We start from the raw sequence: 23,618 nt of genomic DNA on the forward strand, positions 1-23,618 counted from the left end.
TTATAAAGAAATTTCTAAATTCCCATCAAAGAAATAGAGGATTTTCTCCTCTAATGTTCTGCTTGTTAAACGTTCTACCGCTCTTGCATACAACGCTATTTGTGTTTCATAGCGTTTTTTCAACATCGCTTCCGTTTCCTCTAGTCCGCCTGAGAATCTGCCACTCACTCTATCCGTTTTATAATCAAGTAAATAGAGCTTACCATCTGCTTCAAATAAACAATCAATCATTCCTTGAATCAGCACAGGTTCACCCTCTACCTCAATGTGGCTGTATACCTCTTTAACAGGTAAAACCATACTAAACGACACTTCTCGTTTCACCCAGTCCGCTTTCCGCAGTTTTTGACCAATAGAAGTAGAAAAGAAGGCAGCAATTCCTTCTCGATTGATGGAATCGATTTGCTCATCTGTTAGTAAGTCTCGCTCTTTTAAGGAATCGAGCAGTTCTTGTATACGAGATTCATCATAGGCCTCAGCTGAAGGAAGCGGAATATGCTGCATCACCGTATGCATCGCTGTACCTTGCTCTGCGGCAGTGAGTGTTTTTTTCTTCATAAAAGCCGGCCTGTCATACAATGTCGCACGCGGTTTTCGAATAGAAGAAGGCACACTGTATTCATCCTGGATTTCTTTCATCCTTTTTATCTCTGAAACCGACTGCTTTGTACCGACTTGAGAGGCCGCTAAATATGGATATCGCCATGAAAGTCTTTCTTTTACTTCCTCTTCATAATCGCCATACCCTTCAACAGGCACACCTTCCATTAATGCTTGCATCACTTCGTCTTGCTTCTTCTTTTCAAGTGACACATCCTCTTTTAGAAGATCGGAGGCTTGATGAAATGTGATGGTAAATGATGATGGATGCGAAAGAACGACATCTCTTGATTCCTCTAAAATAGGCTTCATTGCTTGGTGACGAATGAGGGCAGGTCCAATAAAATCTAAGTATGTTTTGGCTTGATAACGTTCAAAATCAGGGAGGAGCCACTCTTCTCCGTTTGCGGCATTTTGCCATTTGCTTAAAGCTTTCACCTGATTTTTGACAGAACCGACCAAAAATAATTTTTCCTTAGCCCTTGTAAGCGCCACATATAGAACCCTCAGCTCTTCAGATAATAACTCTTTTCTCATCTTTTTTTTCATCGCTACAAGCGGTAATGTCGTATAACTAATTCTCAGCTCAGGGTGAATATATTTGCTGCCAAAGCCTAGTTCTTTATCAAGCAAGTAGGACTGATTTAGGTCCATCATATTAAAATTCCTGCCAAGCCCTGCGGTAAACACAACTGGGAATTCGAGTCCTTTACTGCTATGAATCGTCATCATACGGACAACGTCCTCTGTTTCACTGAACGTTTTCGCCGCCCCAAGATCATCTCCACGCTCCTGCATTCGTTCGATAAACCGAAGAAATCGAAACAGCCCTCTAAATGCAGCCTTCTCATACTGTTTGGCTCGATCATAAAGAGCACGGAGATTCGCCTGTCTCTGCTTCCCCCCTGGCATCCCGCCAACATAATCCAGATAATGTGTATCACGGTACACTTCCCAAATTAATTCTGCTACCGAATGAGTCATGGAGAAATCACGCCATTTACGCAACAGGAAGAAGAATTGCTCCAGTTTTTTGCATGTCGGATGATCAGAATGCGTCACACTCATAAATGCCTTTACAGCATCATAATAAGTGCCTTTTTTATCACTCGTTCTAATGAGTGCCAGCTCATTTTCGTCTAAATGAACAATAGGTGACCTTAAGACAGCTGCAAGCGGGATATCTTGATATGGATTATCGATTACTTTTAACAAAGAAAGAACGACAGATACCTCTGTAGCTTCAAAATAGCCGGAGGAAAGATTCGCATAAACAGGGATTCCCTGCTTCTTCAACTCCTCCATCATTTGCGGTGCCCACGGCATAGACCTTAGCAAAATCACGATATCTCGATACTGCAAGTTGCGGGTTATTTTTTGTTTTGCATCATACACTTGAAAAGGCTGTTCCACCAATTCTTTTATTTTCCTTGCAATCACCCTCGCCTCAAATTGTACGGTCTCCAGTTCTTCTCGTTCTTCATCACTTTCTGCTTCGTGTTGATCTAGGTGTACAAGGAGCATTTCTGTCGTTGTGTCTTCGCTTTGCGGATAACTCGCTCCAAGCTTTAATTCAGCTTGTTCATCATATTCAATTTCTCCAACAGTTTCTCCCATCAGCTGTTTGAACAGAAAGTTTGTACTGTCTAAAACATCAGACCGGCTGCGGAAGTTTTTGCTTAAATCAATTCTTTTCCCTGTATCTTTGCTGTCCCTTTTAAAGTGTTTATATTTATTTAAAAAGAGCATCGGCTCAGCAAGTCTAAAGCGATAAATAGACTGCTTCACATCACCAACCATAAAGAGATTCCCTTCTGCAGGACGTTCCCCTTTAGATACAAGCTTTAAAATCGTTTCTTGGACAAGGTTTGTATCTTGGTATTCATCAACGAGCACTTCTTCAAATTGCTGTTGATAGTATTTGGCTGCTTCTGTTTCAATTAGATGTCCTTCCGCATCCTGCTTTGCTAAGATGCGTAAACAATAATGCTCTAAATCCGAAAAGTCTACGATTGATTTCTCTTGTTTTGCTCTTTCGAAACGCTCTCCAAATTGGATGACAAGTTCCACAAGTGTTTCTACAACTGGCTTCATTTCAGCCAAGCTTTTTAGATGCTGCTGAGGACTGCGCATAAAGTATTCATCTTTTAGCTTTTCTAATTGTTTTTTGGCTTGATTGCGTGCATCTGTAGCTTTTTCTACGAGAACAGGGTCATAGTCGTCCCCTTTACACGTCTTTAGCCTTTTAAAATTGATGTTCGGTACGAGCTCATAAAGTTTCTCAAAATCATCTTGATTTGTGATTAATTCATTCACTTGCTCTAAATCATCTATAAAATTCTCTGTTCTCGGTGCTGGGCCGCCCGGCTCTTTTGATAGGGTCAGAGCTTGTTCAAGCAGTTCCTGACAGCTTCTTAAAACGAGAGAAAGATCCTCTTTTATATAAGGGTAAAATGGTAATTCTTCTACTTTTGTTTGTGCATCCACATCATAGAGAGATAGGAATGCCCGCATCCATTGTTCAGGCGATGGATGCGATCTAGAAAACTCATATATTCTTTTTACAAGCCATTGAAGATCTAAATCATGACGATCTGATGTGTAACGGTCAACCAGTTCAAAGAATGCTGGCTTTCCAGCCTTATACTCATCCTCAAACAGCTCATCTAACACTTCGTCTCCTAATAATTCTCCTTCTGTTTGATCGGCTAAACGAAAGCCTGGATCAAGGTCAATCTCATAATAAAAGGTACGGAGAACTTGTAAACAAAAGGAGTGCAAGGTAGAAATATTGGCACGATTCATGAGGGACAGCTGTCTTCTTATATGAAGTGACCCAGGATTTTTGGATAATTCCTTTTCAAGGGCTTCAGTGATCCGGTGCTTCATTTCTGCCGCAGATGCATTCGTAAAAGTCACAACGAGCAGGCGATCCACATCAATTGGCTGCTCTGGCCGGGTCATTTTTCGAATCAGCCGTTCAACCAAGACAGCCGTTTTTCCTGACCCTGCCGCCGCAGCAACAAGAATATCTTGTCCTTCTGAAACGATGGCTTCCCATTGATCATCCGTCCAAGTACTGTTATTCGGTTTTGGTATTTGCATACTGATCCCCTTCTTTTTTGATCCGGTCTATCATGACATCATCCTTTTCAGATGTAAGCACCCTAAATTCATTATCCTCTATTGATTCATCAAACTGACAAATAGACTTAAAGGAGCAAAAGCGGCAAGGTGTTTGATCCTTCAATTTATATGGATTGATCTCTACCTCACCATTTGTAATTTTCTCCCCTGCCTCTTCAAAAGTACGCCGAACGTGTTTTGTGAGAATGTGAAAATGCTCTTCACTTAATACCGCAGAGTCAGACCGGAAAGACCCATCCTTTTTCAAACCGGCTTGGATGACTTGCGACCTTCCTGATTCAAGCGTTTGATCCATCAGCTTCACAGCTTCTACGTCTTCGAGCAATAGACCTTTCATTTTAAATTTCTTGAAGATTTCCTGTTCAATTTCATCCTCTGCCAGCGGAATAGGCGCTTGAATGAGAGGATCATGAATATGGAAGTATAAAATTCCTGCCGGTGTCGCCTCCATGCCTAGCCACTCTTTAGAATACGTAATGGTCAGGTCTAAGTAAGTGAGCATCTGCAGCGCCAAACCATAGTATACTTCTGCTAGATCCAGCCCCTTTTCGCTAGACTTATAGTCGACAATTCTTAAAAGCAGTCCTTTTGAACCTTCTGCTTTATCCACTCGGTCAATCCTTCCGACCAGCTCCATCGTGCAGCCATTTTTTAATTGAAAAGTAAATGGCGGCAGAGGGCCTTGACCTCCAAATCCTAATTCAAGTCCAACCGGAGAGAATCCGCTCACTTTGGCATGTTCGCTTAATATAGAAGAAACTCTTATGAGGATTTTTTGAAGTTTTTCTTTCATATAAGCATGCCGGTTCGAGCTTAATAGAATTTCCTTTTGCAAACGCGGAGCCAGCTGTTCAATTGCATGTCTTGAGTAGGACACACAATCTTCCTTCGTTAAGTTTTTCCATTCCTTTTTTTGTTCAACAAGTGTATCTGAAATATGCTTTAACGCCGAGTGAAACAGCTGACCGATATCGGGTGCTTCCAATTTGTAAAATTGGCGATCTTTTAGTTTTAACCCGTGTGAAGCAAAATGGGAAAATGCACACGCATTGAATTTCTCCATTCTCGAAACACTGCCTTGAATATGATCACCATAAAGCTCTTTTGTGACGTTTGGTTTTAATCGCTTCGCTCTATTTGTGAAAAACAAACTTGACATGATCTTTTTTGATACATCACGATTAGGCGACGTCATTAAATCATTATATACACTCCACCATACACCGCTGATGGGATATTGATTAAGCCATTGCTGCAGCTGTGAGACGGTATAGGATAACGAGACATGCTCGTTTGCTACAAATTTTAATTGTTCCTGATCATCCAGTTGCTCTGGATCTAACACATAAAGCGCATGCTGGTGATGTGGCATCAGTTCTTGGCAATACTTGATGAGCGTCGAAGGCAAAAGAGATCGCCCTTCCGTATCTGAAGCTGAATAGGATAAATAGAGATGGCGGGATGGGCTGGATAACGCCTGGTAAATTAAAAACTGCTCATCCAGCAGCCGTTCCTTTCCTGTCTCTGCCAGCTCTGCTCCTGCACGCTTTAACCATTCCCGGTCATCCTCAGACAATACACTTTCATCAGAAGGCCGCGCAGGGATTACGCCATCATTTACGCCAATGATAAATGTGCACTTCACTTGATACATTCTGGATAAATCCATACTTCCTACAAATACTTGATCAAGTGAAGGTGGAATCAAAGCGAACTTTAGAGATGCCAATCCTGTATCCATCATCTGTTGGAATAATGGAAAGGAAAGCTCCTCCTCGCCGAGCATTTCAACAAATTCATCCATTAATTGAATCACAGCATCCCATACTTGCCCGTGCTGCATCGCTTCAGCCTGCCTGCCTGCTTCTTCAGCCTCAAGTCTTGCCTTTTCAAGCTTATCCGGTACTTGTATTTCTTCTAAAAAGACATAGAGAGCCTCCACCATGTCTCTCACCTTTTGCGCTTTTGTCAATCTTTTTTGCAACTGAAAAAGAGGAGGAACAATCCAGTCTTTTACGTCATTTAGCATTTGTTCCATTTCAATTTCTTGATCTGTTTGTCCAAAATCTTCATCTAATGATTGAAATCGCCTGTAATGAAAACGAGAGCCGTTTGTCCAGCGTTCTCCCTTTACACCATAAGCAATACAATAGTTTTCTAGCTGATCTGCCTGTTCTCTTGCTTTGTTTTTGGCGAGTTCGAGCGGAAATAGGAACTCTGTTTTCACACAGCGAAACACCGCTTCATACCGCCAGTTCCCTTTTATGACATCGAGGCTTGAACGAATCAATTCAATGAGCGGATGATACTGCATTGATTCATTTCCATCAATAAAAAAAGGAATATCGTAATCTCGAAACACCTCTTTTAACGTATCTTTATAGTCGTCAACATGCCTTGCCACAATTGAGATGTCACGCAGCCTAAGCCCTTCCTCTCTCACTAAATCAAGAATATCTCTCGCTACTCCCTCAATTTCAGCTCGTTTGTTTGCGCTTTTTGACACGGTGAGATGAGGCGTTTCTTCTTGATAAGGCTGAAGCGGTCTTTGTTCATACTGGTTTTCTAAATAAGCAAGATCTGGTGCATGAAGATGCCGCTTATTTCTCTCCAACATGTGTTCAGAAATGGACGCTCCACACTCTTTGGCAAGCTGATAAAGCTGAAAATATGTTTTACCGGTCATCCGAAATAAATCAAGTTCATTTGGCTGTGTCTCATGATATGGACGATCCACTGTGAAAGCAGCCGTTATTTTTGCTGCATGGAGCAGAAGCTGTTCAATGACTAGGAGCTGCTGCGGGGTAAACTGGTAAAAACCATCTATATAAATGTGTGCTCCTTTTAATTCCTCAGATAATGGAATTTGCTGTGCCAGAAGTGTCAAGTAGTCCTCTGAATGCACATATTCATCTTGTAAATACTGCTCCATCTGCTGATAAAGAACATGCAGATCATGCAGCTTTTCGGCAGCCCGTCTTTCTTCTGTATACTCTGAATGCAAGCTGGATACTGATATTTTTTCAATATCCTCCGGCATCATGCAGTACCTTTTAAATTCAGCCATCGTCTTTTCTATTTGCTCAACAAATCCCGGCTTATCACTCGCTTTTTTGAATACTTTAAACTTGTCTTTCTGCTCTTCAATCACCTTTCTTAAGAGCATCTGAATTCCCGTGCTAGTGACAAATTGCCGGTTCGCTCCGCCAGTCTGCTGTAAAACAGACCAAGCAAGACGAGTAAAACTAAAGACTTTGGCTCTGATCATACCGCCAGCGTCAGACGTTTTTGCAAGCTCATATTCCATTAAAAATGTCATTTGATCCGGGACTAAAAAAATGATGGGCGGACCCAGCGGATCAAGCCTAAGTTGTTCTTTGATCTCTTCTAAGATTGCAGTCGTTTTTCCACTCCCCGATCTGCCTGCTAAAAACTGAATCTCCACGTTCCACAACACCTTTCTTATGTACTCATATTCTAGCGAAAATAAAAGTAAATAGCTATTTTCCTCTCACCTTCCCTTTCTCCTTCCTCATTGAAAAGAAATAGGCACCTTTCCCAACTCCTTTCATATCATAAACCATCATGATCTAAAAGGAGGCTGGCAATATCATGTATTACGGTTATTATGACTACTCACCATATGACATGCGCCAAAACACAAGGATCATTTCAGACCTTGAGAAGGCCATCAATGGCGAATATTCTGCGATCCAATGCTACGAAAAACTTGCCCAAAAAGCCAAAAACCCTGAGGCGAAAAAAATCATTCAAGAAATACGTCAGGATGAAGTCAGACACTATCAGCTATTTTCAAAGCTATACTATTCTTTAACTGGTAAAAACCACAAACCAAGCGTAACAGAACCTTGTCCAGATCAATTTAGAGAAGGTCTCGTTTTTGCCTTTAAAGACGAACAGAAAACAGTCGATTTTTACTTAACGGTATCAGACTATGTCCGCGATCAAGGAACAAAAGAATTGATGAAACGTATCGCTCAAGATGAACAGCAGCATGCTGTGTGGTTTCTCTATCTTTTAACGCACCATGTTTCTTAGTTAGTCTTATTTTAATAGGAGATCGTATGTTCCGTCAAAAATTGAAAATGTCTTTTTGCTCATTCAATATGTGAAATAGAGTGCTGTCATCTACGAAATGTCTCTCCTTTTTCACTTTTTCCAACAAGAAAAAGTGCATTTGACCAATAAAAAAACTCCTCTGCCACAAATAGCAGAAGGAGTTTTTTAGATCTTTTAATGAAAATTTGCTTCTTTGCTTTGCTGCTGATGCTTTAGCAATCCATCAATTGACAGCATCTTACTGCCGCTAAGTGTCAAGTAAAGCGCCATAACCAATAACGCAAGTTCAAATTCATAACCGCCCACAAATCCTTTTGGAAAACCAACTGTGATAATCGCCACAGCCATAATCGGTACAAATAAAGCGGCGAAAATACGTGTCCCTAAACCTAAAATCAGGGCGATTCCACCGACAAGCTCAATTGTCTTTACAACATAGGCCATAAATTCCGGTACACCGATTTGACCAAAAAATGCAGCTGTGCCTCCTAGACCTCCTTGATATGCCTGAAGCCCGTGTATAAAGAAAATAATACCTAAGATCACGCGTACGAAAAGTGTTCCTATTTCTTGATTTGATTTCATATAGTGATTTCCTCCTGTTTTTACACTACATAATGTAATGTTAATTAGTAAAAAAAATTAGTAATTTAGGTTAAGCATAATCATTAAGACCAACATGAGGATGGCTGATGTCACGATTGGAATGAGTGGTACATTGAATGGGATATTGTATTTTGGGTTTAAGATCTTTTGTATTCTTAAATTCAACGCTCGATCTCCAAAGGACACCGCAAACTTCGTTTGTTTTTGAAACTTTGTTCTATTTTTAATGAGTTTCAAAAGGGCTTGTCCTACTCCAAGCTCAGTGCCTGTCTGCTGAATGGCATAATCATCTGCAATCACTTCACGAAAAACGGAGTAGCTTTGTCTCATATGCTTCAATACTGGAATATACCAAATCACTTTTGTGAGCATTGAAAAAGCGAAAGCCTTTAAAGGGTCATAGCTGTATTTATGGTGCAATTCATGATGAACAACCGCATCAATTTCCTCTTCATCAAGCATGCTCATAAGACCTGTTGATACGTAAACCTTTGGGTGAAGCATTCCCATTGCGAAAGCAAGCGGTTCTCGGCAATGAAATACAATGATGTCATTTTCATACTTCTCTGATAGACATTTCGTCGATGGTTGATCGACTGCCATCATCATATTGCTTTTGAAATGCATATACTTTCTGATCTGCTTCGTCATATAGAAAACGGCAAAACCTAATGTATATAGAACCAAAGCATCCAGAAAATATTTTAAAGGAGTGAATCCATAGAATTCGAGAACAGACTGGCATACATGGATCAGATTATATGCTTGATTCCAGCCAAAAAAGCCTGAGAGCAAGTAATAACCCATCTGATAAAAAATCGCTAAACCAATCAATATACCACCCAAAAACAGCAGTCTCGATTTCATTTTAATCATGCCGCTTCTCCTCTTTTTTTGATGCAAGCCTTGCTTCAAGCACTTTAAGTAATTCAGGATCAGCACTTTCAATCGCGTCCACCATATGATTCACTGCCAAAGGACCGAAATCATCCATCAGACCTTGTGTAATCCATTTCGTTTGCTCATTTAAAAATTCTTCTTTTGTTAAAATAGGATTATAGATAGAAGAACGTCCTTTTGTTTTCTTTTCCACGATTCCTTTTTCGGTTAAGCGATTCAGTACAGTCATGACCGTGTTGAAATTAATCGGCTTCTCATCTGACAGCTTCTGCTGGACTTCTTTAATCGGCATATCCTCACCTTGATAAAGGATCTCCATAATCCTTCCTTCTAAAGGACCGAAAAAACGGTTCAATCCCTTTTCGTTATATTTAAAAGAAGGAATTTTCATGTCATCACCTCACACTAAGTAGTGTAGTGTAATTGAAAATGATAGTCAACTGATAACAAAAATAGGGGAAAATCGTTGTGTATTGCCTCTGCTTTTGGTAAAAATTATATACTTATTTATACAAAAACAATCATTTTGTATTTAAACTATAAGGTAATCTTATGAAAATGCTAAAAAAATTCGTATTTTATTTATAAAGATGTTTGTATTATAGTGAACTTATCAACATTTCACTTACTGAACAAAGATATAGGAAGAAGGTTTACATTTGATGAAACAAGGAAACAGCCTTCGAACCGATCTCATTCTGATTGCGATAAGCGGTTTAGGAGGATTTCTTTTGTCTTTAACAGGGATGTCTATTGGCTGGATGGTTGGTACTTTAATCACAGCTTCGTTTATGGCAATGCGCCGCCCCACCCTGTTTCAGCGCAAAGGATACAACACCTTACGTATTCACAGCAGATGGCTACTCCTTGGTCAATTCATTCTTGGAATCGAACTAGGGCAGAAAATGAACATGAAAGTCCTTCACATTTTCGCTGAAAATTGGCTTCCAGTGAGTTTCATGCTTGTCTTTTCTATTTTATTAGCCATGCTCTCCGGGTTTGTCTTATGGAAGCTGAGCAAAACAGATATGCTGACCAGCTTTGTTGGTACTGCCCCCGGCGGTTTATCCGCTATGCCGGGAATTGCCCAAGAGGTTGGAGCAAATACAGCTGTAGTGAGTCTTGTCCAAACGATACGTGTATTAATGGTTGTACTCACCATTCCATTTACAGTGTTTTATTTAAATACAAAAAGCCAATCAGATGCGGCCGCAGCAGTACAAGGCAGCGCCTTTTCATCAGGCGTGTTCACACTGTCAAACATCTCGTGGACAGCTGCTCTCATTTTAGGTGCTTGGCTTATGTCACGTCTAGCCGTTCGTCTTCATTTTCCTGCCCCTTGGCTCATTGGCAGTATGCTAAGTGTCGCAGCACTTCAAGTAGGTGCAGGTGCCTTGATTGGTCATGATTTGATTCCTTACTGGCCAGCCCAAGCGAACATTGCGTCACAGGTATTTCTAGGGGCAACCATCGGTTCAAAAATGAATAAACAAATGTTTGTCGGACTAAAAAACACCTTGATTGTGGCCATCGTCAGCTCAGCCGGACTGATTGCTGCAACTGTTCTTAGTTCAATTGCGATTGCAGAGATCACAGGGATTTCTGTCATTACGGCCATTCTTGCTTTTTCGCCTGGCGGTATTGCAGAAATGGCGACAACAGCAGTCACACTCCATGAGGATTCCACCTTTGTTGTTGCTGTACAAGTCGTTAGAATTATTTTGGTGATCGCCATGTTGCCACCATTTTTTCGTTTCTTACATCATTTTTGGGCAAAAAGACAGACTGATTATAAAGCCGCCAAATAAAAAAGAGACGCTCTGCTTATGCAAAGCGCCTCTTTTTTTATTCATGTTGATGCCTTTTTACACCGACTACTTGATCCTTTGAGATGGTTCCAAAATGCCGGCTGTCAAAGCTATGTATTCGGTTATCTCCGATCACGAAGTAATGATTATCTTGTATCCTATGATGGCCTGTAATGGCTTTTAGCTGAAAATCACCTGTCAGGACGTTGCCCATTTTATGATTTTTCTGCTCTTTTAAATATGGCTCTTTCCATTTCGCACCATCAACAAATAGCTGATCGTCTTCATACTTGAGCGTTTCCCCTGGCAGTCCAATGACCCGTTTGATCAAAATTTGATTTTTAGGCCCATGAAAGAGAACGTAATCAAACCGGTTAATTTTCGTGAGTTTTGGTGAGAACTTGTTGATTAATAATTCTGTCCCATCTGTAAATGTCGGGTCCATACTAACCCCTTCTACTTTGTACGTGACAAACATGAAATTCTTTACTTGGAACAATAAGACGATGCATGTAATAATCATCAACCACAGAAATGGCTTCTTTTTCATTAAGAGCCTCCTTTGTCCTCACGCTGACTCATCCGAATGTTCAACCTATTTTCTACTCTCTTTCCAACATACCATAATAAAGCGATGACTAGAACTGCAAAAACACTTCTTAACGGATTCTTTACCAAAGACGAAAGATCATAGCCAATAAAACTAATCATTAAGAGCATGACACACTTACCTGATAAAGCGGCTAATGAAAATTGCCAGATGCTAATTCTTGATAGTCCTGCTACTACATTGACGGCAGCAGAAGGGGTGAAAGGAAAGCAAAGTAAAATAAAAAGCGGGCCAAACCCCCGTTTTTCCACCCAAAGCATCAGCTTTTTAATGGAAGGGTGTCTGCTGATAAAGTTCAGCATTCTCATCTGTCCAAATTTTCTGATCAGTAAAAAGACAAGAATAGATCCTGCACTTGCACCAATCCAGGTCAATAAAAAGCCTTCCCATAGCCCGAAGGCATTTGCATTTGCCACAGCAAACGCAACGAGGGGTAAAAATGGCAGAAATGCTTCTATTAAAGGAAGCAATATGGCCACAATTGGGCCAAAGGCCTTGTAGCTCTCAAAAAATGATGTGATATGTTCATGAGTAAATATGGAAAGAAATGATGGCAACTTGTTTGACTCCTTCAAGGTTTGTCTATCTTTCATTTTACATGGAAAGCATAAAAATATACAAATGAATCCCTCTCCTTCCCCTTGAGATTTTTAGACTCATCCGATATAATAAATAAGAACAAATGTTCTATTCATAAAGAAAGCAGGCATGGACATGACAAGACTATCAAGTGTACAGCTTCAGATGATGGAACAGGCCATCTTTCTTCCAATGGTCATCTCCATCCTCAACCGTGACTTGACGCACCTCAAAAAACATCAAACATTTAAACTAAATGAACCATATATTCAGCTTGTCACATCTTCATTAAAAGAAGCACAAACAGCTCTTTATCAATTGAAACAGCATTTACGTCAAGAAAAAATGAAAGTACAGCAAATTGAACACGATGAAGGTTTTACGACATATTTATTTATGATGAATGGTTATGAAGAAAAGCATAAATATTTTAATCCACGTATACGTCATCGTGTAGAGGAAATGCTCACCCAATATTTTCTCCATCAAGAAAAATAAATGTGGTTATATTTTACATTCGAAAAGGAACTCTCCAATTTTTGGCGAATTGATAAACATACCAAAAATTAGGAGGAATTGCATAGTGATGAAAAAAATAGCAGCACTCACTTTAGCAGCAGGGTTACTTGTGCCAAGCACAGTTTCTGCATTAGAACCAGTGCAAACAGGAAAACAAGAAGCAGCAGCATCTACACAATTTACAAGTGTGGCCTATACAACGGTTTCTATCGTTGGAAAACGAGTGAAGTTTGAAGTGAAGGCACTCGAGAATCCTTTTAACACAACTTACTATAATCGAATTGCTTGGACGAGTAATGACGAGGAGCCGAGTGTATTCAATGACAATATTCTATCGGTCATTGTCGCTAAAAAAACCGGACAGTCTTATCAAGTCTTTTCATACGAAACACTCACTGCGGTGAAGGACAAGATTGAATCCGGCGAAAAAGTATATGGCTGGGCGCTTGCTTTAAATGGCGTGTGGTACCCAACGATGCCTGCAACCCTCTACTATTAAAAGACAAAAAGCCTGCCACTGCGGCAGGCTTCTTCATGATTTATGATAATTCAAGCTGCTTTCTCAGCTCTTGTCTGACTTCTTCTAACCCAGCTCCATCTAACTCAAAGTAGTACACATTCCCAGGCTGATAATCATGCCCCTTTAACTGAAGAGTATCCACTGATTTCAATGAACTTAGTAAAGGGTAAAGACCGATAAACTGCTTCATGGATAAATTAGTGGAGACGTTATCACCAAGTGTATCAATGATGTTGTCATATGACGGTATGGAAGAAATGGATTTTGATTTTTCAAAGATGGCTTGAAGTGCCTCCATTTGGCGCTTTCCGCGCATGAGATCACTATCTGCCTTTCTCGTTCTCACAAACGCTAATGCTTCTTCACCGCTGAGTGTTTGTGTGCCTGTTTCCACATGAACTTTTCCTTTTGAATCCTTTTCCATTTGTTTTGCAATGCCCTCATCTTCAATCGTCACATCAATTCCATTTAGCTCATCGACAATGTCTTGAAACGCCTTAAAGTTCCCTGAAATCACATAGTCTACGGGAATGTTCAACAGATTCTCTACCGTTTTGACTGATAAATCTGCACTGCCAAACGCATGAGCATGAGCAATTTTATCATAGCCTCTTCCCGGTATATCTACATAAGAATCACGAGGAATACTAAGAAGCTTGATCGTTTTCTCTGTTCGATTCACCGCCGCAAGTAAGACCGCATCACTTCTTGCTTCGTCTACCGTTTCACCTGGACGGCTGTCAATCCCTAAGAGGAGCACCGAAAAGCTATCTTTTCCTGGATCAAAAGCTTTCACACGCTTTTGCGAGGTCTCTCCTCTTTCTAATGATACTTGCGCTTTATTCGACGCTTTTGAAATTTTATAGTATGCGTATCCTGTCACAGATACCGCCATTACCATGACAAATGCCATGATAAACAGCACGACTTTCACCCAAGGTCTTAGCCTTCTTCTTTTTGCTCTTGTTTTTTCCTTCATCCTTTCCGAACCCTCACTCTATCTTAGTCTAGCAATGTAGGTTCCACTATAACATATTTTAATGAAAGTTTCCTGCACGCAACATATTTTTATGAATCCACAATAAAAAAGCCGCTCGATATGAGCAGCTTTTCATCCATTACTTTTGTTCAATTCCTTTTTTCACTTCATCTATCATGGCATTCAATGATTCAAGGCCGCCGCCTGCTAAATACCACATGTCAGAGTTCAAATACACCACATGATTGTTTTTGATCGCTTTGACTGATTTCACATAATCATTTTCAACAAGCTGTTTCGCAGACGTTTCTTCTCCAATCGCTTCACCGCGATCAACAACAAATAAGTAATCTGGGTTCGTTTTGACCATATACTCATATGAAATGCTTTGTCCGTGTTTGTCAGATGGCTCAAGCTTTGAATCAGCCGGTGTAATGCCAAATACATCATGGATCAGACCATATCTTGACTTAGGACCAAATGCCGTCATTTTGCTGTCGTTCGCCATGATCACAAGACCATTTTTCTTTAACTCTTTTGCTTGTTTCTTTAATGCATCCACTTTTTGATCAATCGCTGAAAGTTCTTTTTTGACTTTGTCTTCCTTATCAAAAATCTTTCCTAACGTTTCGGCATTCTTTTTAAATGATTTCATATAGTTTGCATTATCTACATCCATGTAAATCGTAGGGGCAATTTCAGAAAATTCGTCGAATGCATCTGCTTGACGGTGCTGAATAATAATCAAGTCCGGTTTGAGCTCTGCAATTTTTTCAAAGTTCGGCTCTTTTAAACCGCCGACATTCACATATTTGTCACTTTCATATTTAGATAAATATTTAGGGATCACTTGTTTTGGTAAAGCTGTCACATTCACACCTAGTTTGTCTAGCGTATCAAGACTTCCCATATCAAACACAACAACCTTTTTCGGGTTTTTCTTGATTTTCACGCCATCTTTATTCAGCATGTCTTTAACCGTCACGGTTTCCTCACTTGTTCCTTCTGTTTTCCCTTGGTTACCACAGGCAGCGAGTACAACCATCGCTGTTAATACAGTCATCAACCATATCCATTTTTTCATACTTCTTCACCTCTTCGTTTTTTTAAGAAAAATATAAACAAATGCGCTCACCGCGAATGATTTCAATCGGTATACGCATGTCATAAATTTGTTCAAGTGCATCGGTTTGAATCACTTCGTCTGCTCCGCCTTCTTTGATGATCTGTCCATCTTTTAAGGCGACGATATGATCGGAATATACAGATGCAAAGTTAATATCATGGAGAACCACAACAATCGTTTTCCCCAGATCATTCACGAGCTGCTGAAACAGCTTCATCATCTCCACAGAATGATTCATATCCAAATTGTTTAAAGGCTCATCTAAAAAGATATAATCCGTATCCTGAGCCAGCACCATCGCAATAAAAGCTCTTTGTCTTTGTCCGCCGCTCAGTTCATCTAAATATTGATGCTGGATATCGACAAGCTTCATGTATTGAAGGGACACATCGATCATCTTCTCATCCTCTTTTGTCAGATGGCCTTGTGAGTACGGAAAACGGCCAAAGCTGACAAGCTCCCGAACGGTCAGACGTACACTCATGTGATTGGACTGCTTTAAAATGCTCATCTTTTTCGCCAGCTCCTGCGGAGGATACTGACTATATGGTTTGTCTTCTAGATAAGCTGCACCTGTGTCTGGCTGAATCAGACGGCTCATGATGGACAAAAGTGTGCTCTTGCCCGCACCATTTGGACCAATGAGAGAGGTCAGTTGTCCTTTTTTCACACTGACAGTTGTTTCGTAAAGCACTGTTTTTCCATTATATGTCTTACTGACTCCCTTCATCACGACCATGAACGACTCTCCTTTAAAAGTAAGTAAATAAAATACAAGCCACCGACTAAATCAATCAGCACACTAAGCGGCGTTTGAAAGCTAAATATCTTTTCCACAAGAAATTCCCCGCCGACAAGGGCAATGACACTAATGAAAAAAGAGCCTAACAGCAAGTACGTATGACGGTATGTACGAAAGAGCTCTCTTGCCACGTTCACGACGAGTAAGCCAAGAAATGTAATAGGGCCGACAAGGGCCGTCGCAATGGACACAAGAACGGCAATGACAATCATCATCTTTTTGGTGATACCGTCATAGTCAATCCCGAGATTCACAGCATGTTCCTTTCCTAACGACATCACATCTAATTTAGCGCGGAATGTCCAAATATAAAGACACAGCGCCGCAAATAAAACAGAAGCGATGAGGAGGATATCTGTGTTCATATGATTAAAGCTTGCAAAGGATTTATCCTGTACAACCTGATATTCATTCGGATCAATGAGCATTTCCATAAAGGAAGAAAGACTTTTGAACAATGTACCAAATACAATCCCAACAAGCAGGAGTAAGAAAATGTGCTTGTTTTTGCGTTTAAACATCACCGTATATAGAAGTACGGAAAAAAGAATCATCAATCCAACGCAAAGGAAAAAATTCAGGTTCTTATTAGTGATCATCCAATTGGTCGATCCAAAAAGATAGATAATCGCCGTTTGCAAAAACAAATACAGCGCATCTAGTCCCAAAATGCTTGGTGTTAGAATTCGGTTGTTGGTCAAGGTTTGGAACACCACAGAGGAAAAGGCAATAGCGCCCCCTGTCAATGTCATCGCAAGTACCTTCTTTAAACGGCTCGGCACTGTGTACTCCCAGTACCCCATTTGAAAGGTGATAAAAATGACAACAAATACGGCTGCAATGGCTGCAATGAGAAATAGCATTCGTTTCTTATGCATAGCGCTTCCTCCTTAATAACATGTACAGGAAGATCGCACTTCCAATGATGCCGACCATGAGCCCGACAGAAATTTCATATGGATAAATGATCACCCGTCCGAGTACGTCACAGATGAGCACAAAAATGGCACCTAGTAAAGCCGTATGCGGCAGACTCTTTTTCAGATGATCCCCTCGGTAGATCGATACAATATTAGGAATGATTAAGCCGAGGAATGGCAGCATACCCACAGTTAAAATCGTGACAGAGGTAATCATCGAAACGATCACCAAACCAACTGCCATCACACGTTTATACGTTAAACCTAAATTGACGGCAAAGCTCTCGCCCATACCAGCCACTGTAAAACGGTCCGCATATACATACGCAATGATCAATAGCGGAACACTCACATAGAGCAGCTCATAACGCCCCTGAACAATAAGAGAAAAATCCCCTTGCAGCCATGCTGATACGTTTTGAATCAGATCATATTTATAGGCGATAAACGTGGAGATGGAACTAATAATCCCGCCAAACATTAAGCCGACTAACGGTACATAGATCGTATCGTTCACCTTAATATGGCGCAAAATTTTTAAGAATAATAGATTACCGGCTAAAGTAAATAGAAAAGCGATAGCCATTTTCATTAGCGGGCTTGCCTGTGTAAAAACAAGCATGGCGACCAAGATCCCAAGCTTGGCCCAATCCATTGTTCCTGCAGTGGTTGGAGATACAAATTTATTTCTCGTCATGCTTTGCATAATAAAGCCGCATATGCTCAGACTCATGCCAGCAAGCACAATACTCATCAACCGCGGGATGCGGCTTGATAATAAGGTTTGCACTTGTTCATCTGTTAGATGAAACAACTGTAAAATAGACAGATCCTGTACACCGACAAACAGTGACGCACATGCCAAACACACAAACAACAAACTTAATTGGTACAACTTCATACAGGTTTCTCACTTTCTATCAAGCGCTCCGTCACAAATGATTATCATTATCAATTAAGCGACAGTTCATATATTATCATATTTAGTGAAATATTCAATAGTAGAATGAGAAACGATTTCATTTACACAAAAAAACAGCCTTCAGAATCAGCTGTTTTTTATGATTGAATGTTCAATTGGAATTGCCCCTTTAGTTCCTCTTCTGCTTCTTGAAATAACTGCCTCATGCTCTCTGCATAATCGCCAAGCTCGTCTTTGCTTGCCTGATAATTGATCCATGTAAGCTCTACAGGAAGACTCACTTCTCCTGTTAAACAGTCCCAAAGCGCATCAAGATTTTTCCCGTAATGGTCAGGTAGCTGCAAGACTGTTTTTAATTGATCATGAAGCGCCTCCTGCGATCTGCACATCGCACCATCCAGCTGTACTTTTTTCATATCATCTCCCCCTCTCCTGCCTTTATTTTAAACGAAAGGGATGGGAAAGAGAAAGAAGACCTCTCACGTTTGATTCTGCCTGAACCCTAAGGTCGACAGGATGAGGCAAGCTGCAAAAACGATCAAGAAAAAGAGGGTTAATACCGTCTGAGTACCGTAGATATCAGCAAAGAGACCAACAAACACACTCGGTATGCCAAGACCTAGATACGCAAACAAGTAATACCCTGCAACGGCTCTAGCCGCTTCCTTCTTCCCTTGTTCGACAATGAGCTGCAAGCCCCCTAAGTAAGTAAATCCATAGCAAGCAGTGCCCGCCAAAAGAGTTCCAGCAAGCACAAGGAGGATGGATCCGCCATTTGCACCGAATAACAACAGACCATATCCACATGGAAGACAAATAAACCCTATCCTGAGCGCTGCGCTGCTATTCATCTTGCGAACAAATGGCTGCATCAGGACACCTGCTATATTAATAAAAAACAGCGCCGGTCCTACCCACAATTCATAGCCATTTAGTTTAAGCTGTGCTGGCAAAATAGAAATGATGAGACCGCACACAGACCATGCAATGGCAATGGCTAAGTTCGCCAGCATTGTCCCTTTTGGAAACCTTGGCATGTTCATTAACGGTTTGCCCGCATCTCCTTGGACAGGCGGCACAAAAAAGAATACACCAACAATCGTCAGGATGAAAAAGACCAACACAACCCAATAACTAAGCGGCGTCAGCGACACATGTTGAAAGGAAAGTATCGCTGTAAAAAGAGCACCTCCCCCAAACCCAACAGAACTACATAGTGCGATAAAAGTTGGAATCCAGCTTGATTTCTCTGGGTATAAAGCAATCAAGTAGGCCGTGCATGTTCCAACACTTAAGCCAAGCCCCACTCCTTGGAGCAGCCGGGCTGCAAAAAGCATTTGAATGGTCGGCTCCACGATCATCAAAAGAGTGGCACATAACGAGAAGCAGAGTGCGACCAATAAAATCGGCTTCCGTCCAGCCCGGTCTGATATGCCGCCAAGTAACAGCAATACCGGTATAAGTCCGAATACATATGCGGCAAATACAAGGGCAGTAGCCGCCTTTCCGTATCCTGCTTGGTCTGCATACGCCGTATAAAGAGGCACTTGCAGGTTCACAGCAGCCGTAATCATGAAAAGGCCAAATAAAACAATCATAAACGGCACCATGGATAGATGGGCTGTTTCTTCTTTTGATGCAGGAATCATTGGACTCTCTCCTCTTTGTAAATGATATGAACCAGTGTACACACCATTTGGATTTCTTCCTACATCCAAAAATCACTCTATTGACCAGTCCAAAATCTCATGTCATCATGATAGGATGACCTAAAAGTAAGGGAGAAGGTGCACCGTGTATATTCATTTAGACCGCTCAAGCTCTACCCCGCTCTGGCAGCAAATCGTCACTGGTATCATTCAAAAAATTCATACAAAAACACTGAATCCTGATGATCAGTTAACGCCATCGCGAGTGTTGGCACAGGAGCTCAACGTATCAAGATCAACCGTACAGCTCGCCTATGATGAACTGCTGGCAAGAGGCTATGTGAGCACCTCTAGAAGAGGCGGGACAAAGGTCATTTCAAGTGATCAATACGCAGCTTCTCCTCCCCGTCAAAGCGAGCCGCCTTTTGCGCTTCCAGTTAGACCTCACTTTGACGTGGCTGAAAAACAAATGGATCACTGGCTATCGGCCAATCAATTTCATGAGAAGCTTGAGATTGACTTTCGCCATCAAGAACCAGCCATCGACGAACATTTTCAAAACATTTGGAAACGCTCGCTTCTAAAAGCATTACAGCGCTTAGATATGAAAGATTGGGGCTATTCCTCTCCGCATGGATTATGGGAAGTGCGCTCAGAAATTCGCCAATACTTATCTGTTGAACGAGGCATCGAGATAGAAGAAGATCAAATGGTGTTAACAGGGGGCACGCAGCAAGCCATTGACTTAATCTCACAAGTACTGCTCAAAAAAGGGGATATGGTGGCTGTTGAAGATCCTGGTTTTCCCGGAGCAAGACTTTCTTTTTTACATCGTGAAATGAACATTCATCCTGCTGCTGTAGATGAAGAAGGAATGATCGTGGATACATTGCCAGAACGTACAAAGCTAATCGCTGTGACGCCCTCACATCAGCGTCCAACCGGCGTCTGTATGAGCGTCAATAGAAGACAGCAACTGCTGCAGTTTGCTGTCAAACATCAATCTTATATATTAGAGGATGATTTTGATGGGGATTATCGTTATCATGGCGGACCGCTTCCTTCCTTATTTTCAGAAGCACCAGACCATGTGATCTATATATTAAGTTTTTCAAAGGTGCTCGCACCAGGCATCCGTCTTGCTGCAATTATCGGCTCTCAAGCTGTCGTCAAAGAAATCGCTGCACTGCAATCGCTTATTCAAAGACAGCTGCCGATCATGGAGCAAATCACACTTGCATCTTTTTTCCGAGAAGGAGAATTCAACCGATATGTCAGGCGAATGAGACAGGTGTATAAAAAGCGGCAGGCCGCCATGATGCATGCCCTTTTGACACATCACTTTGACAAACACTTCCATTTATATGGAACCGATACAGGTCTTCATGTATTTTTAGAAGGAACACCAGACTTTGATGAAAAAGGCAGTATTGAGGCAGCAAAAGCAGCGGGCGTCGGCATTTATCCATTAAGCCCCTATTGCTATGAAAGCGAAAGAAAAGGATTGCTGCTTGGTTTTGCCTGTACGGATGAAGACATGATCCAAGAAGGCGTGCGCCGGTTAAAGCAAACATTTCGCATCTAAAAAGACCTGGAAGATTGACTTCCGGGTCTTTTTAACGTGATTGCTGAATGTTCCCCACTTCTTCAATATATGAGGCTGTCTCTTGCAATCCATCTTGAAAATGCTGGGTTGCTGACATAAACAACTTTTCTTGATCGGGGTGCTTCAACAACTGCTCCACCTTGTCAATTCCTTTTTCAAATGAAGCAAGGCCTGTCTTTAATTGTTTGTCAGCCTTTTTATACGCAGCTGGAACTTCTTGATGAGCAAGTCCTTTTTGAATCACACGATCAAATGCTTTCGTCGCTTTTCTCAATTTTTCATTTGCTTGGATTTTCCCATGTCCGTCTGAAATAAATTGATCGGTCATGTTTTCATAGGCTTCATTTAACTCATCCATATAACGCTGAACCCATTGTTCATACGTGTCTTCTGTTGTGTTTTGTTTTGAAGGCGGCTGACCTGCTTGATTACAGGCTGTGAGTAGTGTCACTGTCACGGTAAATAGCAGCATCAAATGCCATCGTTTTTTCATACAGAGCCTCCATTTCTATTCCCATTCGTTCATATCGGTCAAAAATGATCATCTTTTACCTCATACGAACACATTACAAGAAATGACTTCTTTTTATTGTAACAGACCGCCTGTATCACTTCTGCGATTTGTGAGGAAATGAATGAAAATCCTTCTAATGGTTCACATTTCCCTGCCATTTCATGTTGATACAGTCAATAGACGACGAGAGACGCACGTATGGTTTCAATCTCGTCCTTTTTTCTGAAATAAAAAAGACCCCTTTCGGCGCCTTTTCCTTTTGCATGATATCCACACATCGTTTTCTGCTGTCAGTTCAGATGAAGTATCTCCCGTATTGACAACTCCCCGCGGTCCAACCAGCATGACATGACATTTTTCCTGTGCGAACGGTTTGTGCTCTTTTCCTTTTAAGCATCACATACAAGTCTCCTGCATTCAGTTCAACCTTGCCATCTCTAAACTCAATTTCCATCTCACCTTCAATGACGAGAAATACTTCGTCCGTGTGATCATGCTGATGCCAAACGAATTCCCCTTATATTTTCATTTCACATCATTCATTTCAGCGATGACCAGTGCTATGTAAATGTCCTTTAGATGAATGGATTTCAATTAGTGATTCCCCTTTTGAATTTAAATGGCTTTTAATCCCGCTCCGCATAGCGGCAGCACAATCCGTTCATGTGCCATTCTTCGGTGCTTCAAAAAGCCAGCATAATTGGCTGCTGTGGTTGGTTCAACGTAGAACCCTTTCGCTGCTAGTGCTGTGTGTGCGCCCTTAATCTCTTGCTCATTCACGGTCAAAATATACCCATTTGTCTGCTTCGTGGCGTGAAGGATTTGTGCTGCACGTTCAGGTGCTGCAATGGCAATGCCTTCAGCTATCGTTCCTTTATTTTGAACCGACACTTTCTCAAGACGCTGCTCATAAAAAGCTTCGGCAAGCGGGGCACAGTTTTCTGCTTGCACCGCGACGATTTTCGGCAATGTCTCAATGAGACCTTCCGCTAATAGTTCACAGAAACCTTGGTAAACGCCTAATAGAAGTGTGCCGTTGCCTGCAGGAATGATTAACGTATCCGGCACGCGGCTAAGCTGTTCCCACATTTCGTAAGCGTATGTTTTCGTTCCTTCATAAAAGTAAGGATTAAACACATGACTGGCATAAAACGTTCCCTCTTGCTGAACTGCCAACTGCGCTGCCTTTGCCACATCCTCCCTCGTTCCATCAACCATACGAATATTCGCTCCATGTGCGCTTATTTGAGCGACTTTTTTCGGTGAAGTGGATGTCCCTAAAAAGATATCACATTCAATTTGAGCACGCTTCGCATAGGCGGCAATAGAAGTACCGGCGTTTCCACTGCTGTCAGCGATTACCTTTTTGACGCCCCATTCTTTTGCTTTTGCGATCAGGACAGCTGCTCCTCGGTCTTTAAAAGAAAGCGTAGGCATCATGTAATCTACTTTCACAAATGTGTGAGGATCATCTTGTGATAACGGCACAAGCGGCGTATATCCTTCACCCATAGTGACCTCTTCCCACACACTACATCGCGAATGAAAAGGCAGTGCCCTTTCATATCTCCACATTCCAGGTAACTCACTTTGAATCTCTTTTTTTGAAAACGCTGGTTTCTCCCACTCTATTTTCAAAAGACCGCCGCACGGACATTTCCAAATATCAGGTGTACTTGGATAGGCTGTCTCACATGAGGTGCAAACATAGGTTTCTTTTAGCATAGCCAT

Annotated in this window: 21 protein-coding genes and 1 pseudogene; 5 read left to right on the plus strand and 17 right to left on the minus strand. The window is 41.3% G+C overall.

Annotated features, from left to right (window positions below; genetic code table 11):
* The gene (gene addA, locus GPA07_RS14525) at positions 1-3,705 is read right to left on the minus strand and encodes a helicase-exonuclease AddAB subunit AddA (RefSeq protein ID WP_157292868.1); all 3,705 of its coding nucleotides are present in this window, start codon (positions 3,703-3,705) and stop codon (positions 1-3) included.
* Complete coding sequence (gene addB, locus GPA07_RS14530; RefSeq protein WP_008355139.1) at positions 3,683-7,192, minus strand: helicase-exonuclease AddAB subunit AddB; 3,510 nt, start codon at positions 7,190-7,192, stop codon at positions 3,683-3,685. The genes addA and addB overlap by 23 nt, the downstream gene beginning before the upstream one ends.
* A gap of 167 nt (positions 7,193-7,359) precedes the next feature.
* Between addB and GPA07_RS14535 the strand changes: the two genes are divergently transcribed.
* Positions 7,360-7,806 carry a ferritin-like domain-containing protein gene (locus GPA07_RS14535; RefSeq protein WP_008355136.1) on the plus strand — a complete coding sequence of 149 codons (447 nt, stop codon included), beginning with the start codon at positions 7,360-7,362 and terminating at the stop codon, positions 7,804-7,806.
* A 195-nt stretch (positions 7,807-8,001) separates the two neighbouring features.
* On the opposite strand, the gene GPA07_RS14540 is transcribed toward GPA07_RS14535, so the two are convergent.
* From GPA07_RS14540 to GPA07_RS14550, 3 genes are read right to left on the minus strand one after another with little or no spacing between them, the layout of a single operon-like run.
* Complete coding sequence (locus GPA07_RS14540) at positions 8,002-8,412, minus strand: DoxX family protein (RefSeq protein WP_008355134.1); 411 nt, start codon at positions 8,410-8,412, stop codon at positions 8,002-8,004.
* 57 nt (positions 8,413-8,469) lie between these two features.
* On the minus strand, positions 8,470-9,309 hold the full coding sequence (locus tag GPA07_RS14545) for a M56 family metallopeptidase (RefSeq protein ID WP_157292869.1): 840 nt from the start codon (positions 9,307-9,309) through the stop codon (positions 8,470-8,472).
* Positions 9,302-9,724: a BlaI/MecI/CopY family transcriptional regulator gene (locus GPA07_RS14550; protein WP_008355129.1), complete on the minus strand. Its 423-nt coding sequence runs from the start codon at positions 9,722-9,724 to the stop codon at positions 9,302-9,304. Before GPA07_RS14550 ends, GPA07_RS14545 begins: the two co-directional genes overlap by 8 nt.
* A gap of 271 nt (positions 9,725-9,995) precedes the next feature.
* On the opposite strand from GPA07_RS14550, the gene GPA07_RS14555 reads away from it, so the two are divergent.
* Positions 9,996-11,141, plus strand: a complete 1,146-nt coding sequence (locus GPA07_RS14555) for an AbrB family transcriptional regulator (protein WP_008355127.1) — start codon at positions 9,996-9,998, stop codon at positions 11,139-11,141.
* Positions 11,142-11,178: 37 nt separating this feature from the next.
* On the opposite strand, the gene lepB is transcribed toward GPA07_RS14555, so the two are convergent.
* Together lepB and GPA07_RS14565 are read right to left on the minus strand one after the other, a co-directional pair.
* Positions 11,179-11,691 (minus strand): signal peptidase I, encoded by a 513-nt coding sequence (lepB, locus tag GPA07_RS14560; RefSeq protein ID WP_008355125.1) that lies wholly within the window; start codon positions 11,689-11,691, stop codon positions 11,179-11,181.
* Positions 11,691-12,308 carry a TVP38/TMEM64 family protein gene (locus tag GPA07_RS14565; protein ID WP_008355124.1) on the minus strand — a complete coding sequence of 206 codons (618 nt, stop codon included), beginning with the start codon at positions 12,306-12,308 and terminating at the stop codon, positions 11,691-11,693. The genes lepB and GPA07_RS14565 overlap by 1 nt, the downstream gene beginning before the upstream one ends.
* Before the next feature lie 157 nt (positions 12,309-12,465).
* On the opposite strand from GPA07_RS14565, the gene GPA07_RS14570 reads away from it, so the two are divergent.
* On the plus strand, positions 12,466-12,828 hold the full coding sequence (locus GPA07_RS14570; RefSeq protein ID WP_008355122.1) for a YhjD family protein: 363 nt from the start codon (positions 12,466-12,468) through the stop codon (positions 12,826-12,828).
* A gap of 88 nt (positions 12,829-12,916) precedes the next feature.
* Positions 12,917-13,348 (plus strand): enoyl-CoA hydratase, encoded by a 432-nt coding sequence (locus tag GPA07_RS14575; protein ID WP_232532167.1) that lies wholly within the window; start codon positions 12,917-12,919, stop codon positions 13,346-13,348.
* Between the two features lie 40 nt (positions 13,349-13,388).
* Here the strand turns inward: GPA07_RS14575 and GPA07_RS14580 are convergent, their stop codons facing one another.
* From GPA07_RS14580 to GPA07_RS14610, 7 genes are all read right to left on the minus strand, one after another.
* Positions 13,389-14,348 carry an LCP family protein gene (locus GPA07_RS14580; protein WP_008355118.1) on the minus strand — a complete coding sequence of 320 codons (960 nt, stop codon included), beginning with the start codon at positions 14,346-14,348 and terminating at the stop codon, positions 13,389-13,391.
* Positions 14,349-14,487: 139 nt separating this feature from the next.
* Positions 14,488-15,432, minus strand: coding sequence for a siderophore ABC transporter substrate-binding protein (locus GPA07_RS14585; protein WP_071167811.1), 945 nt, complete (start codon positions 15,430-15,432; stop codon positions 14,488-14,490).
* 22 nt (positions 15,433-15,454) lie between these two features.
* Positions 15,455-16,213, minus strand: a complete 759-nt coding sequence (locus GPA07_RS14590; RefSeq protein WP_008359073.1) for an iron ABC transporter ATP-binding protein — start codon at positions 16,211-16,213, stop codon at positions 15,455-15,457.
* Positions 16,204-17,154, minus strand: coding sequence for an iron chelate uptake ABC transporter family permease subunit (locus GPA07_RS14595; protein ID WP_008359071.1), 951 nt, complete (start codon positions 17,152-17,154; stop codon positions 16,204-16,206). Before GPA07_RS14595 ends, GPA07_RS14590 begins: the two co-directional genes overlap by 10 nt.
* The gene (locus GPA07_RS14600; RefSeq protein WP_008359069.1) at positions 17,147-18,097 is read right to left on the minus strand and encodes an ABC transporter permease; all 951 of its coding nucleotides are present in this window, start codon (positions 18,095-18,097) and stop codon (positions 17,147-17,149) included. Before GPA07_RS14600 ends, GPA07_RS14595 begins: the two co-directional genes overlap by 8 nt.
* A 158-nt stretch (positions 18,098-18,255) precedes the next feature.
* A complete protein-coding gene (locus GPA07_RS14605) occupies positions 18,256-18,534 on the minus strand; it encodes a barstar family protein (protein ID WP_008359067.1) in 279 nt (92 codons plus the stop codon).
* 63 nt (positions 18,535-18,597) lie between these two features.
* Positions 18,598-19,767, minus strand: a complete 1,170-nt coding sequence (locus GPA07_RS14610; RefSeq protein ID WP_071167812.1) for an MFS transporter — start codon at positions 19,765-19,767, stop codon at positions 18,598-18,600.
* Positions 19,768-19,912: 145 nt separating this feature from the next.
* Between GPA07_RS14610 and pdxR the strand changes: the two genes are divergently transcribed.
* Entirely contained in the window at positions 19,913-21,352 is a 1,440-nt protein-coding gene (pdxR, locus tag GPA07_RS14615) for a MocR-like pyridoxine biosynthesis transcription factor PdxR (RefSeq protein ID WP_157292870.1), read from the plus strand.
* A gap of 31 nt (positions 21,353-21,383) precedes the next feature.
* On the opposite strand, the gene GPA07_RS14620 is transcribed toward pdxR, so the two are convergent.
* The 3 genes and pseudogenes from GPA07_RS14620 to GPA07_RS14630 form a co-directional block, all read right to left on the minus strand.
* On the minus strand, positions 21,384-21,866 hold the full coding sequence (locus GPA07_RS14620; protein ID WP_157292871.1) for a hypothetical protein: 483 nt from the start codon (positions 21,864-21,866) through the stop codon (positions 21,384-21,386).
* A gap of 288 nt (positions 21,867-22,154) precedes the next feature.
* Positions 22,155-22,404 (minus strand): annotated as a pseudogene (locus GPA07_RS14625) (cupin domain-containing protein); the annotation flags it as partial.
* A gap of 98 nt (positions 22,405-22,502) precedes the next feature.
* On the minus strand, positions 22,503-23,612 hold the full coding sequence (locus GPA07_RS14630) for a threonine synthase (RefSeq protein ID WP_008359056.1): 1,110 nt from the start codon (positions 23,610-23,612) through the stop codon (positions 22,503-22,505).
* Between the last annotated feature and the right edge of the window lie 6 nt (positions 23,613-23,618).

This window comes from Bacillus sp. ms-22, assembly GCF_009759805.1.
Classification (GTDB): domain Bacteria; phylum Bacillota; class Bacilli; order Bacillales; family Bacillaceae; genus Bacillus; species Bacillus xiamenensis.